Genomic DNA, 22,564 nt, shown 5'->3' with positions numbered 1-22,564 from the left:
CGCGGTCCCGCAGCGCCGCGCTCGCACCCGCAGTGCCGACGCCCGCCGACCAGGTCGGCCGCACGTGGCCGCCCGGTGACACCTACGAGGTGACCCGGGCGGCCATCGCTGCTTTCGCGCAGGCCACCGGTGCCACCCACCCCGCCCACGTCGACGTCGACGCGGCGCGAGGGCTGGGGCACGCCGACGTCGTCGCGCCGCCGACCTTCCTCGTGGGTCTGGCGCAGTCCAGCGACGCGCGCTTCGTGGAGGACCCCGCGTCCGGTGTCGACTTCGCCCGCGTCGTCCACGGCGAGCAGCGCTTCACCCTCCACCGGCCGGTCGTCGCCGGGGACAGGCTCGTGGCCGCCCTCACCGTCGAGTCGGTGCGCCGGATGGCCGGCAACGACCTCGTGACCACGCGCAACGAGATCACGACCCCCGAGGGGGAGCCCGTGTGCACGTCCACCTCCATGCTCGTGGTCCGCGGGGAGTGACCGTGCCGAAGCTCTCCGAGGTCGCCGTGGGCGACGTCGTCGGGTCGACGACCGTGCACCTCACCCGCGCGGACCTGGTGCGCTACGCGGACGCCAGCGGCGACCAGAACCCGATCCACCAGTCCGACGACGTGGCGCGCTCGGTGGGCCTGCCGGGCGTCATCGCCCACGGCATGCTGACCATGGGACTGGCGGTCCGCGTGGTCGTCGACTGGTGCGGCGACCCCGGTGCCGTCGTCGACTACGGCACCCGGTTCACCGGGCAGGTCCCGGTCGACGCCGAGACGGGTGCCGACCTGGAGGTCAGCGGCGTCGTCGGTGCCGTGGACCCCGCGGCAGGCACCGCCCGCATCGACCTCACCGCCACCTGCGGCGGCGCGCGCGTGCTCGGGCGCGCCCGCGCCGTCGTGCGCCTCCCCGCCTGACGCCCCCCCGCCGCAGGCCCCCGCCTGGCGCCGCCCCGCCGGTCAGCGGTGGTCAGCGGGGAGGACTGGCGCTGGTCGACCCGACCACCAGCTCGACCGGCAGGTGCACCGGCGCCGGGACCCCGCCGGCGAGCAGGGTGGCCACCATGCGCCCGGCCTCGCGCCCGCGCGCCGCAGCGGGCTGGCGCACGGTGGTGAGCCGGTCCTCGCCGAGCCAGGGCGTCTCGACGCCGTCGTAGCCGGTGACGGACAGGTCCGCCGGGACCTGCAGCCCCAGCGCCCGGGCCGCCTGGACGACGCCCACGGCCAGCAGGTCGGACTGGGCGACGACGGCCGTCGGTCGCCGGCCGGCGGGCAGCGGAGCTCCGCCGTCGTCGCAGAGCAGGGCCCGCGCGGCGACCTCGCCCTCCTCGCGGGAGTTCGCGGCCGCCTCCCAGGTCCGCAGCGGCGGGCCCCCCGCCGCTCGCAGGACGTCCTCGGTGCCGGCCAGGCGCTCCCACGCGTCGTTGTAGCCGCGCAGCCCGCGGCGGGGACCCTCCAGCCAGCCCCGGCGCCGGTGGGGCCCCCACGGCAGCGCCACGACCGCCGCTGCCGCGTGCCCGAGGTCCGCCAGGTGCCCGGCCACCTGCCGCGCCGCGCCGCGGTTGTCGAGGTCGACGAGGTGCACGCCGTCCCGGTAGGGGCCCTCGACGCCGACCACCGGCACGCGCCGGCGCAGCAGGAGGTCCAGGGCCGGGTCGTCGTCGCCGCCGCAGGTGGCGAACACGACGGCGTCCAGGGGCGCCTGCTCGACCACGGCCAGCCGGGCCGGGTCGTCCTCGACGCCGCCGATGAGCAGCAGCCCGGCGCCGAGCGCGCCGACCTCCTCGGCGAGCGCGTCCAGCTGGACCACGGCGAGCGGGTCGGCGAAGGCGTAGCCCAGCCGGTCTCCCACCACGACGCCGACCACGCGGGAGCGGCCGCGCCGCAGCGAGCGGGCCAGCGGGTCGGGACCGGCGTAGCCGAGCTCGGCGGCGGCGGCGAGCACCCGGTCCCGCGTCGCCGCCAGCACCCTGGCGTCCCCGGAGAAGGCGAGCGAGGCCGTGGACGTGGAGACGCCGGCGCGGACCGCCACCTGCTTCAGGGTGGGGCGCGCGGGGCGGCCCGCCGCGCCGCCGGTCCCCGCGTCGCCTTGACCCGCCTCCCGCACGGGTGCGAGCCTAGCCGTCGAATCGATTCGATCGTGGCGCGGCCGTGACCGCCCCACCGACCACCGCAGCGCTGGAGCCCCCGTGTCCACCACCCCCTCGGCCGCCGGCGCCGGCGTGCAGGCCGCCCGCCGCGCGCAGCCGCCGCCGCAGGTGCGCGCCGCGCGCACGGCCGTCTTCGTCGTCTTCGCCCTCAACGGCATCGCCTTCGCCACCTGGGCCTCGCGCCTGCCGACCACCCGGGACGACCTCGGCCTGTCCCAGGCGCAGCTGGGCCTGCTGCTGCTGTGCATCGCCGTCGGGTCGGTCACCGCGCTGCCCACCGCCGGGCCGCTCGCCGCCCGCATCGGCACCACCCGCCTGGTGCGCCTGGCCACCGTGCTCGGCCTCGGGGGGCTGGCGTGGGCGTCCTTCTCGGCCTCGGCCCTGCACTCGGTCCCGCTCACCGTGCTGGGCATGGTCTTCATGGGCGTCGGCATCGGGGCCTGGGACGTGGGCATGAACCTCGAGGGCGCGCTGGTCGAGCAGCACCTCGGCAGGTCGATCATGCCCGCCTTCCACGCCGGCTTCAGCGGCGGCACCGTGCTCTCCGCCGGGCTCGGCGCCGCGATGGCGTGGGGCGACGTCCCGGTCTGGGTGCACGCCGCCGCCGTCGCCGTCGTCTCCCTGGCGCTGCTGTGGTGGTCCAGCGGCCGCTTCCTGCCCGAGGACGGGCGCGCGCCCGGGGCCGCGGACGCCGAGCCGTCGCCGTCCCGCGACGCGGCGGCGGACCCCGCCGGGACCGTCGCACCGGCGCGGCTGAGCGCCCTGGGCGCCTGGCGCGAGCCGCGCACGCTGCTCATCGGCGTCCTCGTGCTGTCGGCCGCGTTCACCGAGGGGACGGCCAACGACTGGATGGCCATCGCCCTGGTCGACGGCTACGGCGCCTCCGCCGCGGTCGGTGCCGTCGGCTTCGCCGTGTTCCTGTCCGCCATGACGGCCGCGCGCCTCGGCGGGCAGTGGGCCCTCGACCGCTGGGGCCGCGTGCCGGTGCTGCGCACCACCACCGGGCTCGGCGCCGTCGGCGCGCTGCTGGTCGTCTTCGGCGAGTGGCTGCCGCTCGCGCTCGTGGGCGCGGTCCTGTGGGGCGCGGGAGCGGCGCTCGGGTTCCCGGTGGGCATCAGCGCCGCGGCCGACGACCCGCAGCGCGCCGCCGTGCGCGTGAGCGTGGTCACCACCATCGGCTACACGGCGTTCCTCGCGGGCCCGCCCCTGCTGGGCTTCCTCGGCGAGCACGTGGGGGTCCTCGACGCGCTGCTCGTGGTGGCCCTCGTGGCGGTGCCCTCGCTCCTGGTCAGCCGGGTGGCCCGGCCGGCGGCCGGCACCCCCGGCGAGCGCCGCGACGCCGCGGCGCCGGCACCGCCTAGCCTGCAGGCGTGACGACCCGTCCCGACGTCGACGCCCCCGCAGCGCAGGCGGCCCGCCTCGCCGACCTCACCACCCTGCGCGTCGGCGGGCCCGCGGCCCGCACGGTGGTCGCGACCACGCGCCAGCAGGTCGTCGGCGCCGTCAGCGCGGCCGACGCCGCGGGGGAGCCGGTGCTCGTCGTGGGCGGCGGCTCGAACCTGGTCGTCGGGGACGACGGCTTCGACGGCACCGTCGTCGTCGTCCGCACGAAGGGCGTCGAGCTCGAGTCCGGGGACTGGTGCGGCGGTGCCTTCCTGCACGTCGACGCCGGAGAGGACTGGGACGCCCTGGTCGCCCGCGCCGTCGCGAACGGCTGGTCGGGCGTGGAGTGCCTGTCCGGGATCCCCGGCACCGTCGGCGCGACCCCGGTGCAGAACGTCGGCGCGTACGGCCAGCAGCTGTCCGACGTGCTCGCCAGCGTGCAGACCTGGGACCGGCGGGACGGGCGGCTGCGCACCATCCCCGCCTCGAACCTGCGGCTGCGCTACCGCGACTCGCTGTTCAAGGACGAGCCGGGGCGCTACGTCATCCTCGACGTGGTCCTGCAGCTCCCCGTCAACGACCTCGCGGCGCCCGTGAGGTACGCCGAGCTCGCCGAGCGGCTCGGGACCGCGCCGGGGGAGCGGCGCCCGCTCGCCGACGTCCGGGAGGCCGTGCTCGCGCTGCGCCGGCGCAAGGGCATGGTGCTCGACGAGGCCGACCACGACACCTGGTCCACCGGCTCCTTCTTCACCAACCCGCTGCTCGCGCCGGAGCAGGCCGCAGCCCTGCCGGAGGGCGCCCCGCGCCACCCCGACGCTGCCAGCGGCCTGGTCAAGACCTCTGCCGCCTGGCTCGTGGAGCACGCGGGCTTCGGGCGCGGCCACGCCCTCGATCCCGCCGACCCCCGCGCCGCGCTGTCCACCAAGCACACCCTCGCCGTCACCAACCGCGGCGGGGCGAGCGCCGCGGACGTGCTCGCGCTGGCCCGCGCCGTCCGCGACGGCGTCCGTGAGCGCTTCGGCGTGGAGCTCGTTCCGGAGCCCGAGCTCGTCGGCTGCTCCCTCTGACGCCCGGCGCCGAGGCGGGCGGAGCGCGGGTGCGCTCGGAGGGAGCCCCGGTGGAGCGCCCCTGGCGGCGCGTCGCCCCCGCCCTGCTGGCCTGCGCGTGGGGCGGCAACCACTTCACGCCGCTGCTGCTGCTGTACCGCCAGGTCGAGGGCTACTCCGCCGTCGTCGTCGACCTCTTCTTCGGCTTCTACGTGGTCGGCCTCGTGCCGGGCTTCCTCCTCGCCGGGCCGCTGTCCGACCTCGTGGGGCGCAAGCGGCCCGCGGTGGTGGCCGTGGTGCTCGGGATGGCTGCGAGCGCGGTGCTCGCGGTGGGGTCCGGCGGCGTCGTGCTCATGTGCGCGGGCCGCTTCCTCGCGGGCCTCAGCGTGGCGGCGGCCATGGTGGTCGGCACCTCCTGGGTCAAGGAGCTCTCGGCGCCGCCGTTCGAGGACGGCGCCGACCCGTCCCGACGCGCCCGGCGGGCTGCGCTCGTGCTCACGGCCGGCTTCGGCGTGGGCGCCGGCGTCTCCGGCGCGCTCGCGCAGTGGGGCCCGGTCCCCACCGTGCTGCCGTACGCCGTGCAGTCGCTGCTGGCCCTGGTCTCCCTGGTTCCGCTGCTGGCGGCCCCGGAGACCCGCCCGGCGACGGCGTCCGGGCGCCGGCGCCGGCCGTCGGCGGCGCAGCTCGTGGAGGACCTGCGGGTGCCGCCCCGCGCGCGGCGGCGCTTCCTGGGCGTGGTGCTGCCCGCGGCCCCCTGGGTGTTCGGGGCGGCCGCCCTGGCCTACGCCGTGACGCCGGCGCTGGTCGCGGAGCGGACGGGCGGCCTGGCGGTGGCGAGCGCGGCGCTGCTGTGCGTGGTGGGGCTGGCGGTGGGTGCGCTGGTCCAGCCGTGGGTCCCCCGGCTGGCCGTCCTCACGGGCGGGCGCCAGCTCCTCGTGGGGCTGGCGGCGGCCCTGCTCGGGACGGTGCTGTGCGCGGTGGTGGCCGCGGTGCCGTCGCTGCCGCTCGCGCTCCTCACCTCCGCGGTGCTGGGAGCGGCGTACGGCGTCGTGCTGGTGGCGGGGCTCGTGGAGGTCCAGGCCGTCGCCACGCCGAGGGACCTCGGGGCGCTGACCGGCTGGTACTACAGCGCCACCTACCTGGGGTTCCTGCTGCCGGAGGCGCTCTCGCTGGCCGCTCCGCTGGCCCCGCCCGCGGTGCTCCTGCTGGGGGTGGTCGCGCTGGTGGCGCTCAGCGCCGCGGTGGTGGCGGCGGGCCTACGCCGGCCCGCCGCCCGGTGAGGGACCCGCCCTGTCGCGCGGTGGGTCCGGCAGTGCTCAGCGGGCCTCGCCGAGCACCCGCTGGATCCGGCTGACGCCCTCCACCAGGTCCTCGTCGCCGAGGGCGTAGGAGAGGCGCAGGTAGCCGGAGGGACCGAAGGCCTCCCCGGGCACCACCGCGACCTCGGCCTCCTCCAGCAGCAGCGTGGCGAGCTCGGCGCTGGTGGTGGGGACGCGACCGCGGATGGTCCGTCCCAGCAGGCCCTTCACCGAGGGGTAGGCGTAGAAGGCACCGCGGGGCGTCGGGCAGTCGACCCCGTCGATGGCCGAGAGCATCTCCACCACGGTGCGCCGCCGCCGGTCGAAGGCCTCGCGCATGGACGCCACGGCGTCGAGGGAGCCGGTGAGCGCGGCGACGGCGGCGCGCTGGGAGACGTCGGCGACGTTGCTGGTGAGGTGGCTCTGCAGGTTCGTGCCGGCCTTCACCACGTCGCGCGGGCCGATGAGCCACCCCACGCGCCAGCCGGTCATCGCGTAGGTCTTCGCCACGCCGTTCAGCACGAGCGTGGTGTCGGCGAGCTCCGGCACCACCACGGGCATCGACGGCGCCGTCGCGCCGTCGTACAGGAGGTGCTCGTAGATCTCGTCGGTGACCACCCAGACGCCGTGCTCGAGGGCCCACTCGCCGATGGCGCGCACCTGCGCCTCGTCGTAGACGGCGCCGGTCGGGTTGGAGGGGGAGCAGAAGAGCAGCACCTTGGTGCGCGGCGTCCGCGCGGCCTCGAGCTGCTCGACCGTCACGAGGTAGCCCTGGTCCTCGCCGGCGAAGACCTCCACGGGCACGCCGCCCGCGAGGCGCACCGCCTCGGGGTAGGTGGTCCAGTACGGGGCGGGGAGGATGACCTCGTCACCCGGGTCGCACAGCGCGGCGAAGGCCGTGTACACGGCCTGCTTGCCGCCGTTGGTGACGAGCACCTGCTCGGGGGCCACCTCGTAGCCGGAGTCGCGGGCCGTCTTGGACACCACCGCGGCCTTCATCTCCGGCAGTCCGCCGGCCGGCGTGTAGCGGTGGTTCCGCGGGTCGCGGCACGCGGCTGCGGCCACCTCGACGATGTCGGCCGGGGTGGGGAAGTCGGGCTCGCCCGCCCCGAAGCCGATGACGGGGCGGCCCTGGGCCTTGAGCGCCTTGGCCCTGGCGTCGACGGCGAGCGTCGCCGACTCCGCGATGGCGGCGAGGCGGGCGGAGACCCGGCGCTGGGAGCCGGTCTGCTGGGCTGGCTGGGTGGCGGAGGCGGCGCTCACGGGACCGATCCTCTCGCAGCAGCCAGCACCCGGTCACACCCACCCTCGGCGAAAGGTATGCTTGCGGGTCGGTGGTCGTGTGCTGCCTGCGTCCGGACGCTCCGACAGGTCCGGTCCCAGCGCGGCGGAGCGGGCCACCAGAGGGTAGTGGCGCAATTGGTAGCGCACCGGTCTCCAAAACCGGCGGTTGCGGGTTCGAGTCCCGCCTGCCCTGCGACGGGACGACCAGACCGACACAGCAGGACCAGCCAGCAGCACGACCACAGCGGAGCGCCGGCGCACGCCGGCCGAGGAGGTGCGACCGACGTGACGGACACCCAGCCGGGCAGCGCCTCGGGTGCGGCGGCGGCGACCCGTCGTCGCGGCGGCCCCCTCGCCCGCCTGCTCGTGTTCCTGCGCGAGGTGGTCGGCGAGCTCAAGAAGGTGGTCTACCCCACCCGTGACGAGCTCGTCACCTACACGTCCGTCGTGCTCGTGTTCGTCGCGGTCGTCATGACGTACGTGTCCCTGCTGGACCTCGGCTTCGGGCGCCTCGTGCTCTGGGCGCTCGGCGGCAGCTGAGCCGCCCACCGCACCGCGACCCGGCACCAGCAGCACCCGCAGACAGGAAGCAGGCCCCCCCATCGTGTCCCAGCAGTCCTACGACGCCCCCGAGACCTTCGAGGCCGACGCCGCCGACGAGACCCTCGAGGCGGACGGCGCGGCTGCGGCCCCGGAGCGGGACGCCGCCGAGGAGCCGGCGGTCGAGGCCGCTGGTGGCGACGCCGCCGACGAGGTCGCCGGTGACGACGCCGACGAGGTCGCTGGTGACGACGCCGACGAGGACGAGGACGAGGACGAGGTCGACCCGGTCGAGGAGTTCAAGGCGCAGCTGCGCCGGGCCCCCGGCGACTGGTTCGTCATCCACTCCTACGCCGGTTACGAGAACCGCGTGAAGAGCAACCTCGAGAACCGCATCGGCAGCCTCAACATGGAGGACTACATCTTCCAGGTCGAGGTGCCGATGGAGGAGGTCCGCGAGATCAAGAACGGCCAGCCGAAGCTCGTGCGCCGCGTGCGGATCCCGGGCTACGTGCTGGTGCGCATGGACCTCACCAACGAGTCCTGGGGCGCGGTCCGCCACACCCCGGGCGTCACCGGCTTCGTCGGCAACACCCACCAGCCGGTGCCGCTGAGCACCGACGAGGTGTTCTCGATGCTGGCCCCGGCGCTGCAGCCCAAGGAGAGCGCCAAGTCCGCCGCGAAGGCCGCCCCGGTCACCGAGGTCGACTTCGAGGTGGGCGAGTCGGTCACCGTCATGGAGGGCCCCTTCGAGACGATGCCCGCCACGATCTCCGAGATCAACACCGACCGGCGCACGCTGCAGGTGCTGGTCTCCATCTTCGGCCGGGAGACGCCGGTCGAGCTGTCCTTCGGCCAGGTCGCCAAGATCTGACCGGCTGCCGTCAGGTCGCCAGCGCCTGGGCCCCTCAGGCGCCACGACGTCCCACGTCCACGAGGTAGAGAAGAGCCATGCCCCCCAAGAAGCGGGTCTCCGGACTCATCAAGCTCCAGATCAACGCCGGCGCGGCCACCCCGGCCCCGCCCATCGGTCCCGCGCTGGGCCAGCACGGCGTCAACATCATGGAGTTCTGCAAGGCGTACAACGCCGCGACCGAGTCGCAGCGCGGCAACGTCGTGCCCGTCGAGATCACCGTGTACGAGGACCGCTCGTTCACGTTCGTGCTCAAGACGCCGCCGGCCGCCGAGCTCATCAAGAAGGCCGCTGGCGTGGCCAAGGGCTCCTCGACGCCGCACACCACCAAGGTCGCCTCGCTGACCGCGGACCAGGTGCGCGCCATCGCCGAGCAGAAGATGCAGGACCTCAACGCCAACGACGTCGAGGCGGCCTCCAAGATCATCGCGGGCACCGCACGCTCCATGGGCATCACCGTCCAGGGCTGATCCCGCCCCACCGCTGCTCCCGGCCGGCACCGACCGAGGCAGCACCCCCAGCAGTCGTGGGAGGGCCGGGGACGACCCGGTCCGCCTGACCACAGAGGAGAGAGCACCGTGAAGCACAGCAAGGCCTACCGGGCCGCCGCCGAGAAGATCGACCGCGACGTCCTCCACAGCCCCCTCGAGGCCGTGAAGCTCGCCAAGGACACCTCGGTCACCAAGTACGACGCCACCGTCGAGGTCGCCTTCCGCCTGGGCGTCGACCCGCGCAAGGCCGACCAGATGGTCCGCGGGACGGTCAACCTGCCCCACGGCACCGGCAAGACCGCCCGCGTGCTGGTCTTCGCCGTCGGCCCGCGCGCCGCGGCCGCCGAGGCGGCCGGTGCCGACATCGTCGGCGGTGACGAGCTCATCGAGCGCGTGGCCGGGGGCTTCCTCGACTTCGACGCCGCCGTGGCCACGCCTGACCTCATGGGCAAGGTCGGCCGCCTCGGCCGCGTCCTCGGCCCGCGCGGCCTCATGCCGAACCCGAAGACCGGCACCGTGACGATGGACGTGGCCAAGGCCGTCACGGACATCAAGGGCGGCAAGATCGAGTTCCGCGTGGACAAGCACTCCAACCTGCACTTCATCATCGGCAAGACCTCCTTCTCCGAGGCCTCCCTGGTGGAGAACTACGCCGCGGCGCTCGACGAGGTGCTGCGCCTGAAGCCGGCCGCCTCGAAGGGCCGCTACATCTCCAAGGCGACCATCGCGACCACCATGGGCCCGGGCATCCCCGTGGACCCGGCGCGCACCCGCAACCTCCTCGAGGACGGCGCGGTCACCTCGGCCTGAGCCCTCCCCGCGCAGCGGCCCCCGTCCGGCACCAGCCGGGCGGGGGCCGTCCTGCGTGCGGGTGGTGCGCCTCCGCGCCGCCCGAGCGGTCAGGGCCACCGCTGCGCGCGTGTAGACTGGGGCCACCGAAGACCGCCGGTCGTCGCCTCGCGCCCAGAGCGCGGAGCGACCGAAGGTCCGCAGCAGCGGGCGTCCAGCGCAGGTGAGCGAGACCAGCAGCAGTCCGTCGGCGCGAGAGCGCCCTCGTGGACAGATCCCCTGCGAGCCCCGTGCGCCTGGCGCCGGGGCTCTCGTCGTCTGCGGGTCCGGGCCAGCCGGTGGCCGGGCAGCACCACCGGGAGACCGGGGGAGCGGCCCGCCGCAGAGAAGACACGCACCCCCGGAAGGAGGATCGTGCCCACCGCTGAGAAGGAAGCAGCCGTCGCAGAGCTCACCGAGCTCTTCCGCGAGGCGAACGCCGGCGTGCTCACCGAGTACCGCGGCCTGACCGTCGCGCAGCTCAAGGAGCTGCGCCGCGCGATCGGCGACAACGGCAGCTACAACGTCGTCAAGAACACCCTCACCGCGATCGCCGCGAAGAACGCCGGCGTCGACGCGTTCGAGGGCCAGCTGGCCGGCCCGTCGGCCATCGCGTTCATCACCGGTGACCCGGTGGAGGCCGCCAAGGGCCTGCGCGCCTTCGCGCGCACCAACCCGCAGCTGGTCATCAAGTCCGGCTTCCTCGAGGGCAAGCCGCTCACCGCGGCCGAGGTCACGGCGCTCGCCGACCTCGAGCCCCGCGAGGTCCTGCTGGCCAAGATGGCCGGCGCGCTCAAGGGCTCCCTCAACCGCGCCGCGTACGCGTTCAACGCGCCGCTGTCGAAGGCCGCCCGCACCGTCGACGCCCTGCGCGCCAAGGTCGAGGCCGGCTCGCCGGCCGAGGCCGCCGACGAGGCCGCTCCCGCGGCCGACGAGGCCTGAGCCGACCACGGCTCTGAGCCACCACCAGACACCGCACCGCACGAGTCACGAGGAGAACCACCATGGCCAAGCTGTCTGCTGACGAGCTGCTCGACGCCTTCAAGGAGATGACGCTCATCGAGCTCTCCGACTTCGTCAAGAAGTTCGAGGAGGTCTTCGAGGTCACCGCCGCCGCGCCCGTCGCCGTCGCCGCCGCTGGTGGCGCCGCTGGCGGCGCCGCCGCCGAGGAGGTCGAGGAGCAGTCCGAGTTCGACGTCATCCTCGAGGCCGCCGGCGACAAGAAGATCCAGGTCATCAAGGAGGTGCGCGCCCTGACCTCCCTCGGCCTGAAGGAGGCCAAGGACCTCGTCGACGGCGCCCCCAAGCCCGTCCTGGAGAAGGTCGCCAAGGACGCCGCCGAGAAGGCCAAGGCCCAGCTCGAGGGCGCTGGCGCCACCGTCTCCGTCAAGTGAGACGGGTCCGGGAGGCCGCGACCGGCTGACCCGGACCACCCAGCACCACCCAGCGCAGCGGCGCCGGCCCCCGGGGTCGGCGCCGCTGCCGCGTGCAGGGTCGGCGGCGCTCTGCCGCGAGCCTGCTTGACGCGCGCGGAGAGCGAGGGCATCCTCGACGTCGCCGGAGTTGAACCAGCAGCCCGCGGTCATCCAGGAGCTCGACGACGACGTCGGGCCCGGGGCGGAGCTGCCCCGGAACTGCTGGTGACGGCGGCTGGACTTGTGCGAGGCAGGAGAGTACGCTAGCCCCTTGCGCACACTCCTGCATGCCCTGACGCTGGTCGAACCCAGCTAGGGGCTCGCTGGCATGCGCCCGCACCGTCCGCAGGCCCGTGGAAGGACTCCTCTTGGTCGCCTCGCGCACCTCGCTCCGCCCCAGCTCCAACGGTTCCACCTCGACAGCCCGCCGTGTGTCGTTCGCGAAGATCCGCGAGCCGCTCGACGTCCCCGACCTCCTGGCCCTGCAGACCGAGAGCTTCGACTGGCTCCTCGGCAACGAGCGCTGGCGCGAGCGCGTCGCCGCCGCCTCCAAGGAGGGTGAGGTCCCCAGCACCTCCGGCCTGGAGGACATCTTCGAGGAGATCTCCCCGATCGAGGACTTCTCGGGGTCGATGTCCCTGAGCTTCCGCGACCACCGCTTCGAGCCGCCCAAGTACTCCCTGGAGGAGTGCAAGGAGCGGGACATGACCTACGCCGCGCCGCTGTTCGTGACCGCGGAGTTCATGAACGCCACCACCGGCGAGATCAAGAGCCAGACGGTCTTCATGGGCGACTTCCCGCTCATGACCCCGCGCGGCACCTTCGTCATCAACGGCACCGAGCGCGTCGTGGTGTCCCAGCTCGTGCGCTCCCCGGGCGTGTACTTCGAGCACACCATCGACAAGACGTCCGACAAGGACGTCTACTCGGCGAAGGTCATCCCCAGCCGCGGCGCGTGGCTGGAGTTCGAGGTCGACAAGCGCGACATGGTCGGCGTCCGCGTCGACCGCAAGCGCAAGCAGTCCGTCACCGTGCTCCTCAAGGCGCTCGGCTGGACCGACGCGCAGATCCTCGAGGAGTTCGGCCAGTTCGAGTCGATGCGCGCGACGCTCGAGAAGGACTCCACGTCCGGCCAGGACGAGGCCCTCCTCGACATCTACCGCAAGCTGCGTCCGGGCGAGCCGCCGACGAAGGAGGCCGCCCAGACCCTCCTCGACAACCTGTACTTCAACCCCAAGCGCTACGACCTCGCCAAGGTCGGCCGCTACAAGCTGAACCGCAAGCTCGGGCTCGAGGAGCCCCTGAGCGCGGGGACGCTGCGCGTCGAGGACGTGGTCGCCACCATCCGCTTCCTGGTCACGCTGCACGCCGGCCAGAGCACGATGAAGGGCACCCGCGGCGGCGCCGAGGCGGACATCCGCGTCGAGGTCGACGACATCGACCACTTCGGCAACCGCCGCCTGCGCGCCGTCGGCGAGCTCATCCAGAACCAGGTCCGCACGGGCCTGAGCCGGATGGAGCGCGTCGTGCGCGAGCGCATGACCACGCAGGACGTCGAGGCCATCACGCCGCAGACGCTCATCAACATCCGTCCCGTCGTGGCCTCCATCAAGGAGTTCTTCGGGACCAGCCAGCTGAGCCAGTTCATGGACCAGACCAACCCGCTGGCGGGTCTGACCCACAAGCGCCGCCTGAGCGCCCTGGGCCCGGGCGGTCTGAGCCGCGACCGCGCCGGCATGGACGTCCGCGACGTCCACCCGTCGCACTACGGCCGCATGTGCCCGATCGAGACCCCCGAGGGCCCGAACATCGGCCTGATCGGGTCGCTGTCGAGCTACGGGCGCATCAACCCCTTCGGCTTCGTCGAGACGCCCTACCGGCGCGTCGTCGACGGCGTCGTCAGCGACGAGGTGCACTACCTCACCGCCGACGAGGAGGACGAGCACGTCATCGCCCAGGCGAACGCCCCCCTGGGCGAGCGCCAGGAGTTCACCGAGGCGCGCGTCCTGGTCCGGGCCAAGGGCGGCGAGGCGGAGTTCGTGCCGGCCGCCGAGGTCGACTACATGGACGTCTCGCCGCGCCAGATGGTGTCCGTCGCCACCGCGATGATCCCGTTCCTGGAGCACGACGACGCCAACCGCGCGCTCATGGGCTCCAACATGCAGCGCCAGGCCGTGCCGCTGGTGCGCGCCGAGGCGCCGCTGGTGGGCACCGGCATGGAGCTGCACGCCGCCGTGGACGCGGGTGACGTCATCGTCGCCGAGAAGCCCGGCGCCGTGACCTCCGTGAGCGCCGACCTCGTGACCGTCGCCAACGACGACGGCACGACGTCGACCTACCGCCTGGCGAAGTTCCGCCGCTCCAACCAGGGCACCTCCTACAACCAGCGCGTGCTGGCGGTCGAGGGGACCCACGTCGAGGCGGGCACCGTCCTGGCGGACGGCCCGTCCACCGACCAGGGCGAGCTGGCGCTGGGCCGCAACCTCCTCGTGGCGTTCATGCCGTGGGAGGGCCACAACTACGAGGACGCGATCATCCTCTCCCAGCGGATCGTCCAGGACGACGTCCTGAGCTCGATCCACATCGAGGAGCACGAGGTCGACGCCCGCGACACCAAGCTGGGCCCGGAGGAGATCACCCGCGACATCCCGAACGTCGCGGAGGACGTCCTCGCCGACCTCGACGAGCGCGGCATCATCCGCATCGGTGCCGAGGTCGTCCCCGGCGACATCCTGGTCGGCAAGGTCACGCCCAAGGGCGAGACCGAGCTCACCCCCGAGGAGCGCCTGCTGCGCGCCATCTTCGGCGAGAAGGCGCGCGAGGTGCGCGACACCTCGCTGAAGGTGCCCCACGGCGAGTCCGGCACGGTCATCGGCGTCAAGGTGTTCGACCGCGAGGACGGCGACGAGCTGCCCCCGGGCGTGAACCAGCTGGTGCGCGTCTACGTGGCCCAGAAGCGCAAGATCACCGACGGTGACAAGCTCGCTGGCCGCCACGGCAACAAGGGCGTCATCTCCAAGATCCTCCCCGTCGAGGACATGCCGTTCCTCGAGGACGGCACCCCGGTCGACATCGTGCTGAACCCGCTGGGCGTGCCCGGCCGCATGAACGTCGGCCAGGTCCTCGAGCTGCACCTGGGCTGGATCGCCAAGCAGGGCTGGAAGATCGAGGGCGACCCCGAGTGGGCCGCGCGCATCCCGGAGGTCGCCCGCGAGGTGGCCCCGAACACCCCGGTCGCCTCCCCGGTCTTCGACGGCGTCTCGGAGAACGAGATCACCGGCCTGCTCGGCTGCACCACGCTCACCCGCGACGGGGACCGCCTCGTCGACGAGTCCGGCAAGGCGCGGCTGTTCGACGGCCGCTCCGGCGAGCCGTTCCCGTACCCGGTCTCGGTCGGCTACATGTACATCCTCAAGCTCCACCACCTGGTCGACGACAAGATCCACGCGCGATCGACCGGCCCCTACTCCATGATCACGCAGCAGCCCCTGGGCGGTAAGGCCCAGTTCGGCGGCCAGCGGTTCGGCGAGATGGAGGTGTGGGCGCTCGAGGCGTACGGCGCGGCCTACGCGCTGCAGGAGCTGCTCACCATCAAGTCCGACGACGTCCTCGGTCGCGTCAAGGTCTACGAGGCGGTCGTCAAGGGCGAGAACATCCCCGAGCCGGGCATCCCGGAGTCCTTCAAGGTGCTCATCAAGGAGATGCAGTCGCTCTGCCTGAACGTGGAGATCCTCTCCAGCGACGGCACGAGCATCGAGATGCGGGAGACCGACGACGACGTCTTCCGCGCCGCGGAGGAGCTCGGCATCGACCTGAGCCGCCGCGAGCCGTCCAGCGTCGAGGAGGTCTGACCTCCCGTCACCGCGGCCCCCGCTGGGGGGCCGCGGTGACGAACCCCTCTCCCAGCACCCCGCGCTCAGCACCCTGAGCGCCCCGTGAGCACCACCGAGAGGACATCCGTGCTCGACGTCAACTTCTTCGACGAGATCCGCATCGGCCTGGCGACCGCCGACTCGATCCGCACCTGGAGCCACGGCGAGGTCAAGAAGCCGGAGACCATCAACTACCGCACCCTCAAGCCGGAGAAGGACGGGCTCTTCTGCGAGAAGATCTTCGGTCCCACCCGGGACTGGGAGTGCTACTGCGGCAAGTACAAGCGCGTCCGCTTCAAGGGCATCATCTGCGAGCGCTGCGGCGTCGAGGTGACCCGCGCCAAGGTGCGCCGCGAGCGGATGGGCCACATCGAGCTGGCCGCGCCCGTCACGCACATCTGGTACTTCAAGGGCGTCCCGTCCCGGCTCGGCTACCTCCTCGACCTCGCGCCGAAGGACCTCGAGAAGGTCATCTACTTCGCCGCGTACATGATCACCTGGGTGGACGACGAGTCGCGCTCCCGCGACCTGCCGTCGCTGCAGGCGCAGATGGACGTCGAGAAGAAGCAGGTCGCCGACCGTCGTGACAGCGACGTCGAGGCCCGCGCCCAGAAGCTCGAGGCCGACCTGGCCGAGCTCGAGGCCGAGGGCGCCAAGGGCGACGTGCGCCGCCGCCTGCGCGAGTCCGCCGAGCGCGAGATGAACGCGATCCGCCGCCGCGCGGACGCCGAGGTTGAGCGCCTCACCCAGGTGTGGGACCGCTTCGCCAAGCTCAAGGTCGCCGACCTCGAGGGCGACGAGGTGCTGTACCGCGAGCTGCGCGACCGCTACGGCCTGTACTTCGAGGGCGGCATGGGCGCTGCGGCGATCCAGAAGCGCCTGGCCTCCTTCGACCTCGAGGCCGAGGCCGAGTCGCTGCGCGAGACCATCGCCACCGGCAAGGGCCAGCGCAAGACCCGCGCCCTCAAGCGCCTCAAGGTCGTCTCGGCGTTCCTCACGACGACCAACTCCCCGCTGGGCATGGTGCTGGACGCCGTCCCGGTCATCCCGCCGGACCTGCGTCCGATGGTGCAGCTGGACGGTGGCCGCTTCGCGACCTCCGACCTCAACGACCTGTACCGCCGCGTGATCAACCGCAACAACCGCCTCAAGCGGCTGCTCGACCTCGGCGCGCCCGAGATCATCGTCAACAACGAGAAGCGGATGCTGCAGGAGGCCGTCGACGCGCTGTTCGACAACGGCCGCCGCGGCCGCCCGGTCACCGGGCCGGGCAACCGCCCGCTGAAGTCGCTGTCCGACATGCTCAAGGGCAAGCAGGGCCGGTTCCGCCAGAACCTGCTGGGCAAGCGCGTCGACTACTCGGGCCGCTCGGTCATCGTGGTCGGCCCGCAGCTCAAGCTGCACCAGTGCGGCCTGCCGAAGCCGATGGCGCTCGAGCTTTTCAAGCCCTTCGTCATGAAGCGGCTCGTGGACCTCAACCACGCGCAGAACATCAAGTCGGCCAAGCGCATGGTCGAGCGCGCCCGCCCCGTGGTGTGGGACGTGCTCGAGGAGGTCATCACCGAGCACCCGGTGCTGCTGAACCGCGCTCCCACGCTGCACCGCCTCGGCATCCAGGCCTTCGAGCCCCAGCTGGTCGAGGGCAAGGCCATCCACCTGCACCCGCTCGTCTGCGGCGCGTTCAACGCCGACTTCGACGGTGACCAGATGGCCGTGCACCTGCCGCTGAGCGCCGAGGCGCAGGCCGAGGCCCGCGTCCTGATGCTGTCCAGCAACAACATCCTCAAGCCGGCGGACGGCCGCCCGGTGACGATGCCCACCCAGGACATGGTCATCGGCCTGTTCCACCTGACCTCGGTCGTCGAGGACGGCGCCGGCCAGGGCCGCACCTTCGGCTCGGTGTCCGAGGCGATCATGGCCTTCGACGCCAAGGCCCTGGACCTCGGCGCGAGGGTCCGCATCCGGCTGCAGGGCGTCGTGCCCCCCGCGGGCGCCTCGGTGCCCGAGGGCTGGACGCAGGGGGAGCCCCTGGTCCTGGAGACGACCCTCGGCCGCGCGCTGTTCAACGAGGCGCTGCCGACGGACTACCGGTTCGTCGACGCCGTCGTGGACAAGAAGCAGCTCTCGGCGATCGTCAACGACCTCGCCGAGCGCTACCCGAAGGTGCAGGTCGCCGCGACGCTGGACGCCCTCAAGGCGGCCGGCTTCCACTGGGCCACCCGGTCCGGCACGACCATCGCCATCTCCGACCTGGTCTCGCCCGACAACAAGCAGGCGATCCTCGAGGAGCACGAGGCCCGGGCCGAGAAGGTCCAGCAGCAGTACGAGGCCGGCCTCATCACCAACGACGAGCGCCGCCAGGAGCTCATCGAGATCTGGACCGTCGGCACCAACCGCGTCGCCGAGGACCTCGAGTCCTCGATCGACCCGAAGAACACCATCTTCCGGATGGTCACCTCGGGCGCGCGAGGCAACTGGATGCAGATGCGCCAGATCGGCGGCATGAAGGGCCTCGTGGCCAACCCGCGCGGCGAGATCATCCCCCGCCCCGTCAAGTCCTCCTTCCGCGAGGGCCTGTCGGTGCTGGAGTTCTTCATCTCCACGCACGGCGCCCGCAAGGGCCTGGCGGACACCGCGCTGCGCACCGCCGACTCGGGCTACCTGACCCGTCGTCTGGTGGACGTGTCGCAGGACGTCATCGTCCGCGAGGACGACTGCGGGACCTCCCGCGGCCTGACGCTGCCGATCGGCACGCGGGGCGCCGACGGCGTCCTGCGGCTGCTCGACACGGTGGAGACCAGCGTCTACGCCCGCACCCTGGCCGCTGCGGTCACGGTCGACGGCGAGGTGCTGGCGGACGCCGGCGCCGACGTGGGCGACGTCCTCATCGACGCCCTGGTCGCCCGCGGCGTCGAGGAGGTGAAGATCCGCTCGGTCCTCACCTGCGAGTCCAAGGTCGGCACCTGCGCGCTGTGCTACGGCCGCTCGCTGGCCAGCGGCAAGCTCGTGGACATCGGCGAGGCGGTCGGCATCATCGCCGCCCAGTCCATCGGCGAGCCGGGCACGCAGCTGACGATGCGCACCTTCCACGTGGGTGGTGTCGCCTCCGAGGGCGGTGACATCACGCACGGCCTGCCCCGCGTCCAGGAGCTCTTCGAGGCCCGGACGCCCAAGGGCCAGGCGCCCATCGTGGAGGCCGTCGGCCGCGTGTCCATCGAGGACGCCGACCGCACCCGCCGCATCACGGTCACCCCGGACGACGGTTCCGAGGAGGTCTCGCACCTCGTCAGCAAGCGCGCGCGCCTGCTGGTGGCCGACGGCCAGCGGGTCGAGGTGGGCCAGCAGCTCGTGCAGGGCTCGGTCGACCCCAAGCAGGTGCTGCGCATCCTCGGTCCGCGCGCGGTGCAGAAGCACCTGGTGGACGAGGTGCAGGCCGTGTACCGCAGCCAGGGCGTGGGCATCCACGACAAGCACATCGAGGTCATCGTGCGGCAGATGCTCCGCCGCGTGACGATCATCGACTCCGGCGATGCCGAGCTGCTGCCCGGCGAGCTGGCGGAGCGCTCGCGCTTCGAGTCGGAGAACCGCCGCGTGGTCGCCGAGGGCGGCACGCCGGCGGCGGGGCGCCCCGAGCTCATGGGCATCACGAAGGCCTCCCTGGCGACGGAGTCGTGGCTGTCCGCGGCGTCGTTCCAGGAGACCACCCGGGTGCTCACCGAGGCGGCGCTCAACGGCCGCAGCGACCCGCTGCTCGGCCTCAAGGAGAACGTCATCCTGGGCAAGCTGATCCCGGCCGGCACCGGCCTCGCGCGTTACCGCGACGTGAAGGTGGAGCCGACGGAGGAGGCGAAGGCCGCGATGTACGCCATCCCGAGCTACGACGACACGGACTACGAGGGCTACTTCGGCGCCGGCTCCGGCCAGGCCGTCCCGCTCGAGGAGTACGACATCGGCGGCTACGGCCGCTGACCGCACGCCCGGTGGCCGCGACCCCGCAGGGGGAGCGGCCGCCGGGAGCTGCGCCGGGACGCCCCCGGCGGCAGGGGAACACCCCGGCCGCCGGGGGCGTTTTGACTGGTGTATCGCGCACCGCGTACCCTCGACAGAAGCCCGGGTGCGCCCGGGCCTCCGTGCGCCAGGACCGTCCCGCTCCCAGGAGGACCGCAGTCCGGGCCGGGTCCGGTGGGGAAGCCCGCCAGGCAGTCGGACGTGCCCGACCACGGGGGCCAGGCAGTACGAGAGGTGGGCGGGGGATCCCCGGTCGCCGGCAGCCCGACACAGCCAGACGCACGTCACGACCCACGGAGACTCAGTGCCCACCATCCAGCAGTTGGTCCGCAAGGGCCGCCAGGACAAGGCGACGAAGACGAAGACGCCGGCGCTCAAGGGGAGCCCGCAGCGCCGCGGCGTGTGCACCCGCGTGTACACGACCACCCCGAAGAAGCCGAACTCGGCGCTGCGCAAGGTCGCCCGCGTGCGCCTCTCCAGCCAGGTCGAGGTCACCGCCTACATCCCGGGCGAGGGCCACAACCTCCAGGAGCACTCGATCGTCCTGGTCCGCGGCGGCCGCGTGAAGGACCTCCCGGGCGTGCGCTACAAGATCGTGCGCGGCGCCCTGGACACCCAGGCCGTCAAGAACCGCAAGCAGGCCCGCAGCCGCTACGGCGCGAAGAAGGGGAACTGATGCCTCGCAAGGGACCGGCCCCGAAGCGGCCGCTCGTCGTCGACCCGGTCTACGGGTCCCCGCTGGTCACCCAGCTGGTCAACAAGATCCTCGTCGACGGCAAGAAGTCCGTCGCGGAGCGCATCGTCTACGGCGCCCTCGAGGGCACCCGCGAGAAGACCGGGCAGGACCCGGTCGTCGCGCTCAAGAAGGCCATGGACAACGTCCGCCCGGCCCTCGAGGTCAAGTCCCGCCGCGTCGGCGGCGCGACCTACCAGGTCCCGATCGAGGTGCGCGCCGGTCGCTCCACGACGCTCGCGCTGCGCTGGCTGACCAGCTACGCGCGCTCGCGCCGTGAGAAGACGATGACCGAGCGCCTCATGAACGAGATCATCGACGCCAGCAACGGCCTGGGGGCTGCGGTCAAGCGCCGCGAGGACACCCACAAGATGGCCGAGTCGAACAAGGCGTTCGCGCACTACCGCTGGTGATCTTCCGTCCGCGCCGCCCACCGGGCGGCGCGGACGCACTCCACCACTCCCTAGGGCCCCTCGCGGGCCGGACAGGCAGGACCACAGCGTGGCACTCGACGTGCTGATGGACCTCAACAAGGTCCGCAACTTCGGCATCATGGCGCACATCGACGCCGGCAAGACCACGACGACCGAGCGGATCCTCTTCTACACGGGGATCAACTACAAGATCGGCGAGGTCCACGACGGCGCCGCCACGATGGACTGGATGGAGCAGGAGCAGGAGCGGGGGATCACCATCACCTCGGCTGCCACCACCTGCTTCTGGGAGGGCACCCAGCTCAACATCATCGACACGCCCGGCCACGTCGACTTCACGGTCGAGGTGGAGCGCAACCTCCGCGTCCTCGACGGCGCCGTCGCCGTCTTCGACGGCAAGGAGGGTGTCGAGCCCCAGTCCGAGACCGTGTGGCGCCAGGCGGACAAGTACGACGTCCCCCGCATCTGCTTCGTCAACAAGATGGACAAGCTGGGCGCGGACTTCTACTTCACCGTCCAGACCATCAAGGACCGCCTCGGCGCGACGCCGCTGGTCATCCAGCTGCCGATCGGCTCCGAGAGCACCTTCATCGGCTGCATCGACCTGGTCTACAACCGCGCCCTCGTGTGGCGCGGCGAGACGGGCAAGGGCGAGGCCTACGAGATCGAGGAGATCCCGGCCGAGCTCGCGGAGAAGGCGGCGGAGTACCGCCACCAGCTCATCGAGACGGTGGCCGAGTCCGACGAGGAGCTGCTCGAGAAGTACCTCGGCGGCGAGGAGCTGACGCCCGAGGAGATCAAGGGCGCCATCCGCAAGATGACGATCGCCTCGCAGCTCTACCCGGTGCTGTGCGGCTCGGCGTTCAAGAACAAGGGCGTGCAGCCCATGCTCGACGCCGTCGTCGACTACCTCCCCTCCCCGCTGGACGTCCCGGACGTCGAGGGCCACGCCCCCAACGACGAGGAGAAGGTGCTCACGCGCCAGGCGAAGTACGAGGAGCCCTTCTCGGCCCTCGCCTTCAAGATCGCCGCGCACCCGTTCTTCGGCAAGCTCACTTACATCCGCGTCTACTCGGGCCGGATCTCCTCGGGCGCCCAGGTCATCAACTCGACCAAGGGCAAGAAGGAGCGCATCGGGAAGATCTTCCAGATGCACTCCAACAAGGAGAACCCCGTCGACGAGGCGGCTGCCGGTCACATCTACGCGGTGATCGGGCTCAAGGACACGACCACCGGCGAGACCCTGAGCGACCCGTCGGCGCAGATCGTCCTCGAGTCGATGACCTTCCCGGAGCCCGTCATCTCCGTGGCCATCGAGCCCAAGACGAAGGCCGACCAGGAGAAGCTGGGCACCGCGATCCAGAAGCTCGCCGAGGAGGACCCGACCTTCCAGGTCCAGCTCGACGAGGAGACCGGCCAGACCATCATCAAGGGGATGGGCGAGCTCCACCTCGACATCCTGGTGGACCGGATGCGCCGCGAGTTCAAGGTCGAGGCGAGCGTCGGCAAGCCGCAGGTGGCGTACCGCGAGACGATCCGCCGCACGGTGGAGAAGATCGACTACGTCCACAAGAAGCAGACCGGCGGCTCCGGCCAGTACGCCAAGGTGCAGGTCAAGTTCGAGCCCCTGGACACCTCCGAGGGCCAGATGTACGAGTTCGCGAACGCCGTCACCGGCGGCCGCGTGCCGCGCGAGTACATCCCCAGCGTCGACGCGGGCATCCAGGACGCGATGCAGCTCGGCGTGGTGGCCGGCTACCCCCTCGTGGGCATCAAGGCCACCCTGCTCGACGGCGCGTACCACGAGGTCGACTCCTCGGAGATGGCCTTCAAGGTCGCCGGGTCCATGGTCCTCAAGGAGGGCGTCAAGAAGGCCGACCCGGTGCTCCTGGAGCCCGTCATGGCCGTCGAGGTGCGCACCCCCGAGGACTACATGGGCGACGTCATCGGCGACCTCAACTCCCGCCGCGGCCAGATCCAGGCCATGGAGGACATCTCCGGCGCCAAGATCGTCCGGGCGTCCGTCCCGCTGTCGGAGATGTTCGGCTACGTCGGAGACCTCCGGTCGAAGACCCAGGGCCGCGCCGTCTACACCATGACGTTCGACAGCTACGCCGAGGTCCCGCGCAACGTGGCCGAGGAGATCATCAAGAAGGCTCGCGGCGAGTGACCTGTCGACCCCGTCG

18 protein-coding genes and 1 tRNA gene are annotated in these 22,564 nt (G+C 72.5%); 17 read left to right on the top strand and 2 right to left on the bottom strand.

The window, feature by feature from the left end:
* The first annotated feature begins 32 nt into the window (after positions 1–32).
* Positions 33–476 carry a MaoC family dehydratase N-terminal domain-containing protein gene (locus tag FHN55_RS01540; protein WP_139710091.1) on the top strand — a complete coding sequence of 148 codons (444 nt, stop codon included), beginning with the start codon at positions 33–35 and terminating at the stop codon, positions 474–476.
* Between the two features lie 2 nt (positions 477–478).
* The gene (locus FHN55_RS01535) at positions 479–901 is read left to right on the top strand and encodes a MaoC/PaaZ C-terminal domain-containing protein (RefSeq protein ID WP_180357565.1); all 423 of its coding nucleotides are present in this window, start codon (positions 479–481) and stop codon (positions 899–901) included.
* A 52-nt stretch (positions 902–953) separates the two neighbouring features.
* Here the strand turns inward: FHN55_RS01535 and FHN55_RS01530 are convergent, their stop codons facing one another.
* Entirely contained in the window at positions 954–2,090 is a 1,137-nt protein-coding gene (locus tag FHN55_RS01530; RefSeq protein ID WP_218974243.1) for a LacI family DNA-binding transcriptional regulator, read from the bottom strand.
* An 82-nt stretch (positions 2,091–2,172) separates the two neighbouring features.
* On the opposite strand from FHN55_RS01530, the gene FHN55_RS01525 reads away from it, so the two are divergent.
* From FHN55_RS01525 to FHN55_RS01515, 3 genes are read left to right on the top strand one after another with little or no spacing between them, the layout of a single operon-like run.
* Positions 2,173–3,507: an MFS transporter gene (locus FHN55_RS01525; protein WP_218974242.1), complete on the top strand. Its 1,335-nt coding sequence runs from the start codon at positions 2,173–2,175 to the stop codon at positions 3,505–3,507.
* A complete protein-coding gene (locus FHN55_RS01520; RefSeq protein ID WP_139710085.1) occupies positions 3,504–4,583 on the top strand; it encodes a UDP-N-acetylmuramate dehydrogenase in 1,080 nt (359 codons plus the stop codon). The genes FHN55_RS01525 and FHN55_RS01520 overlap by 4 nt, the downstream gene beginning before the upstream one ends.
* A gap of 50 nt (positions 4,584–4,633) precedes the next feature.
* Positions 4,634–5,842, top strand: a complete 1,209-nt coding sequence (locus tag FHN55_RS01515) for an MFS transporter (protein ID WP_139710083.1) — start codon at positions 4,634–4,636, stop codon at positions 5,840–5,842.
* A 36-nt stretch (positions 5,843–5,878) separates the two neighbouring features.
* On the opposite strand, the gene FHN55_RS01510 is transcribed toward FHN55_RS01515, so the two are convergent.
* On the bottom strand, positions 5,879–7,123 hold the full coding sequence (locus FHN55_RS01510) for a pyridoxal phosphate-dependent aminotransferase (protein ID WP_139710081.1): 1,245 nt from the start codon (positions 7,121–7,123) through the stop codon (positions 5,879–5,881).
* Positions 7,124–7,264: 141 nt separating this feature from the next.
* Between FHN55_RS01510 and FHN55_RS01505 the strand changes: the two genes are divergently transcribed.
* The 12 genes from FHN55_RS01505 (at position 7,265) to fusA (ending at position 22,548) form a co-directional block, all read left to right on the top strand.
* Positions 7,265–7,337: transfer RNA gene (locus FHN55_RS01505), tRNA-Trp, on the top strand.
* Positions 7,338–7,429: 92 nt separating this feature from the next.
* Positions 7,430–7,684: a preprotein translocase subunit SecE gene (secE, locus tag FHN55_RS01500; RefSeq protein WP_139710080.1), complete on the top strand. Its 255-nt coding sequence runs from the start codon at positions 7,430–7,432 to the stop codon at positions 7,682–7,684.
* Positions 7,685–7,748: 64 nt separating this feature from the next.
* Positions 7,749–8,558: a transcription termination/antitermination protein NusG gene (gene nusG, locus FHN55_RS01495; RefSeq protein WP_257570615.1), complete on the top strand. Its 810-nt coding sequence runs from the start codon at positions 7,749–7,751 to the stop codon at positions 8,556–8,558.
* Between the two features lie 77 nt (positions 8,559–8,635).
* Positions 8,636–9,067, top strand: coding sequence for a 50S ribosomal protein L11 (gene rplK, locus FHN55_RS01490; protein ID WP_139710076.1), 432 nt, complete (start codon positions 8,636–8,638; stop codon positions 9,065–9,067).
* Between the two features lie 108 nt (positions 9,068–9,175).
* Positions 9,176–9,898 carry a 50S ribosomal protein L1 gene (gene rplA, locus FHN55_RS01485; RefSeq protein WP_139710073.1) on the top strand — a complete coding sequence of 241 codons (723 nt, stop codon included), beginning with the start codon at positions 9,176–9,178 and terminating at the stop codon, positions 9,896–9,898.
* A gap of 393 nt (positions 9,899–10,291) precedes the next feature.
* A complete protein-coding gene (gene rplJ, locus FHN55_RS01480; protein ID WP_139710071.1) occupies positions 10,292–10,858 on the top strand; it encodes a 50S ribosomal protein L10 in 567 nt (188 codons plus the stop codon).
* Between the two features lie 62 nt (positions 10,859–10,920).
* Complete coding sequence (gene rplL, locus FHN55_RS01475; RefSeq protein ID WP_139710069.1) at positions 10,921–11,310, top strand: 50S ribosomal protein L7/L12; 390 nt, start codon at positions 10,921–10,923, stop codon at positions 11,308–11,310.
* A gap of 389 nt (positions 11,311–11,699) precedes the next feature.
* Complete coding sequence (gene rpoB, locus FHN55_RS01470) at positions 11,700–15,182, top strand: DNA-directed RNA polymerase subunit beta (RefSeq protein WP_139710325.1); 3,483 nt, start codon at positions 11,700–11,702, stop codon at positions 15,180–15,182.
* Between the two features lie 108 nt (positions 15,183–15,290).
* Positions 15,291–19,172: a DNA-directed RNA polymerase subunit beta' gene (locus tag FHN55_RS01465; protein ID WP_139710323.1), complete on the top strand. Its 3,882-nt coding sequence runs from the start codon at positions 15,291–15,293 to the stop codon at positions 19,170–19,172.
* Positions 19,173–19,515: 343 nt separating this feature from the next.
* Positions 19,516–19,887 (top strand): 30S ribosomal protein S12, encoded by a 372-nt coding sequence (gene rpsL, locus FHN55_RS01460; RefSeq protein ID WP_109773095.1) that lies wholly within the window; start codon positions 19,516–19,518, stop codon positions 19,885–19,887.
* Complete coding sequence (gene rpsG / locus FHN55_RS01455) at positions 19,887–20,357, top strand: 30S ribosomal protein S7 (RefSeq protein ID WP_109773094.1); 471 nt, start codon at positions 19,887–19,889, stop codon at positions 20,355–20,357. The genes rpsL and rpsG overlap by 1 nt, the downstream gene beginning before the upstream one ends.
* 106 nt (positions 20,358–20,463) lie before the next feature.
* Entirely contained in the window at positions 20,464–22,548 is a 2,085-nt protein-coding gene (gene fusA, locus FHN55_RS01450; RefSeq protein WP_218974262.1) for an elongation factor G, read from the top strand.
* Positions 22,549–22,564: the final 16 nt, after the last annotated feature.

Source organism: Streptomyces sp. NP160 (assembly GCF_006335115.1).
In the GTDB taxonomy this organism is placed as follows: domain Bacteria; phylum Actinomycetota; class Actinomycetes; order Actinomycetales; family Quadrisphaeraceae; genus Quadrisphaera.
This window is presented reverse-complemented; position numbering and strand designations above follow the sequence as displayed.

Excerpts from the sequence above, each read along its gene's own strand:
- rpsG (WP_109773094.1), top strand. The coding sequence starts at position 19,887 with ATGCCTCGCAAGGGACCGGCCCCGAAGCGGCCGCTCGTCGTCGACCCG.
- rplL (WP_139710069.1), top strand. The coding sequence starts at position 10,921 with ATGGCCAAGCTGTCTGCTGACGAGCTGCTCGACGCCTTCAAGGAGATG.
- rplK (WP_139710076.1), top strand. The coding sequence starts at position 8,636 with ATGCCCCCCAAGAAGCGGGTCTCCGGACTCATCAAGCTCCAGATCAAC.
- fusA (WP_218974262.1), top strand. The coding sequence starts at position 20,464 with ATGGACCTCAACAAGGTCCGCAACTTCGGCATCATGGCGCACATCGAC.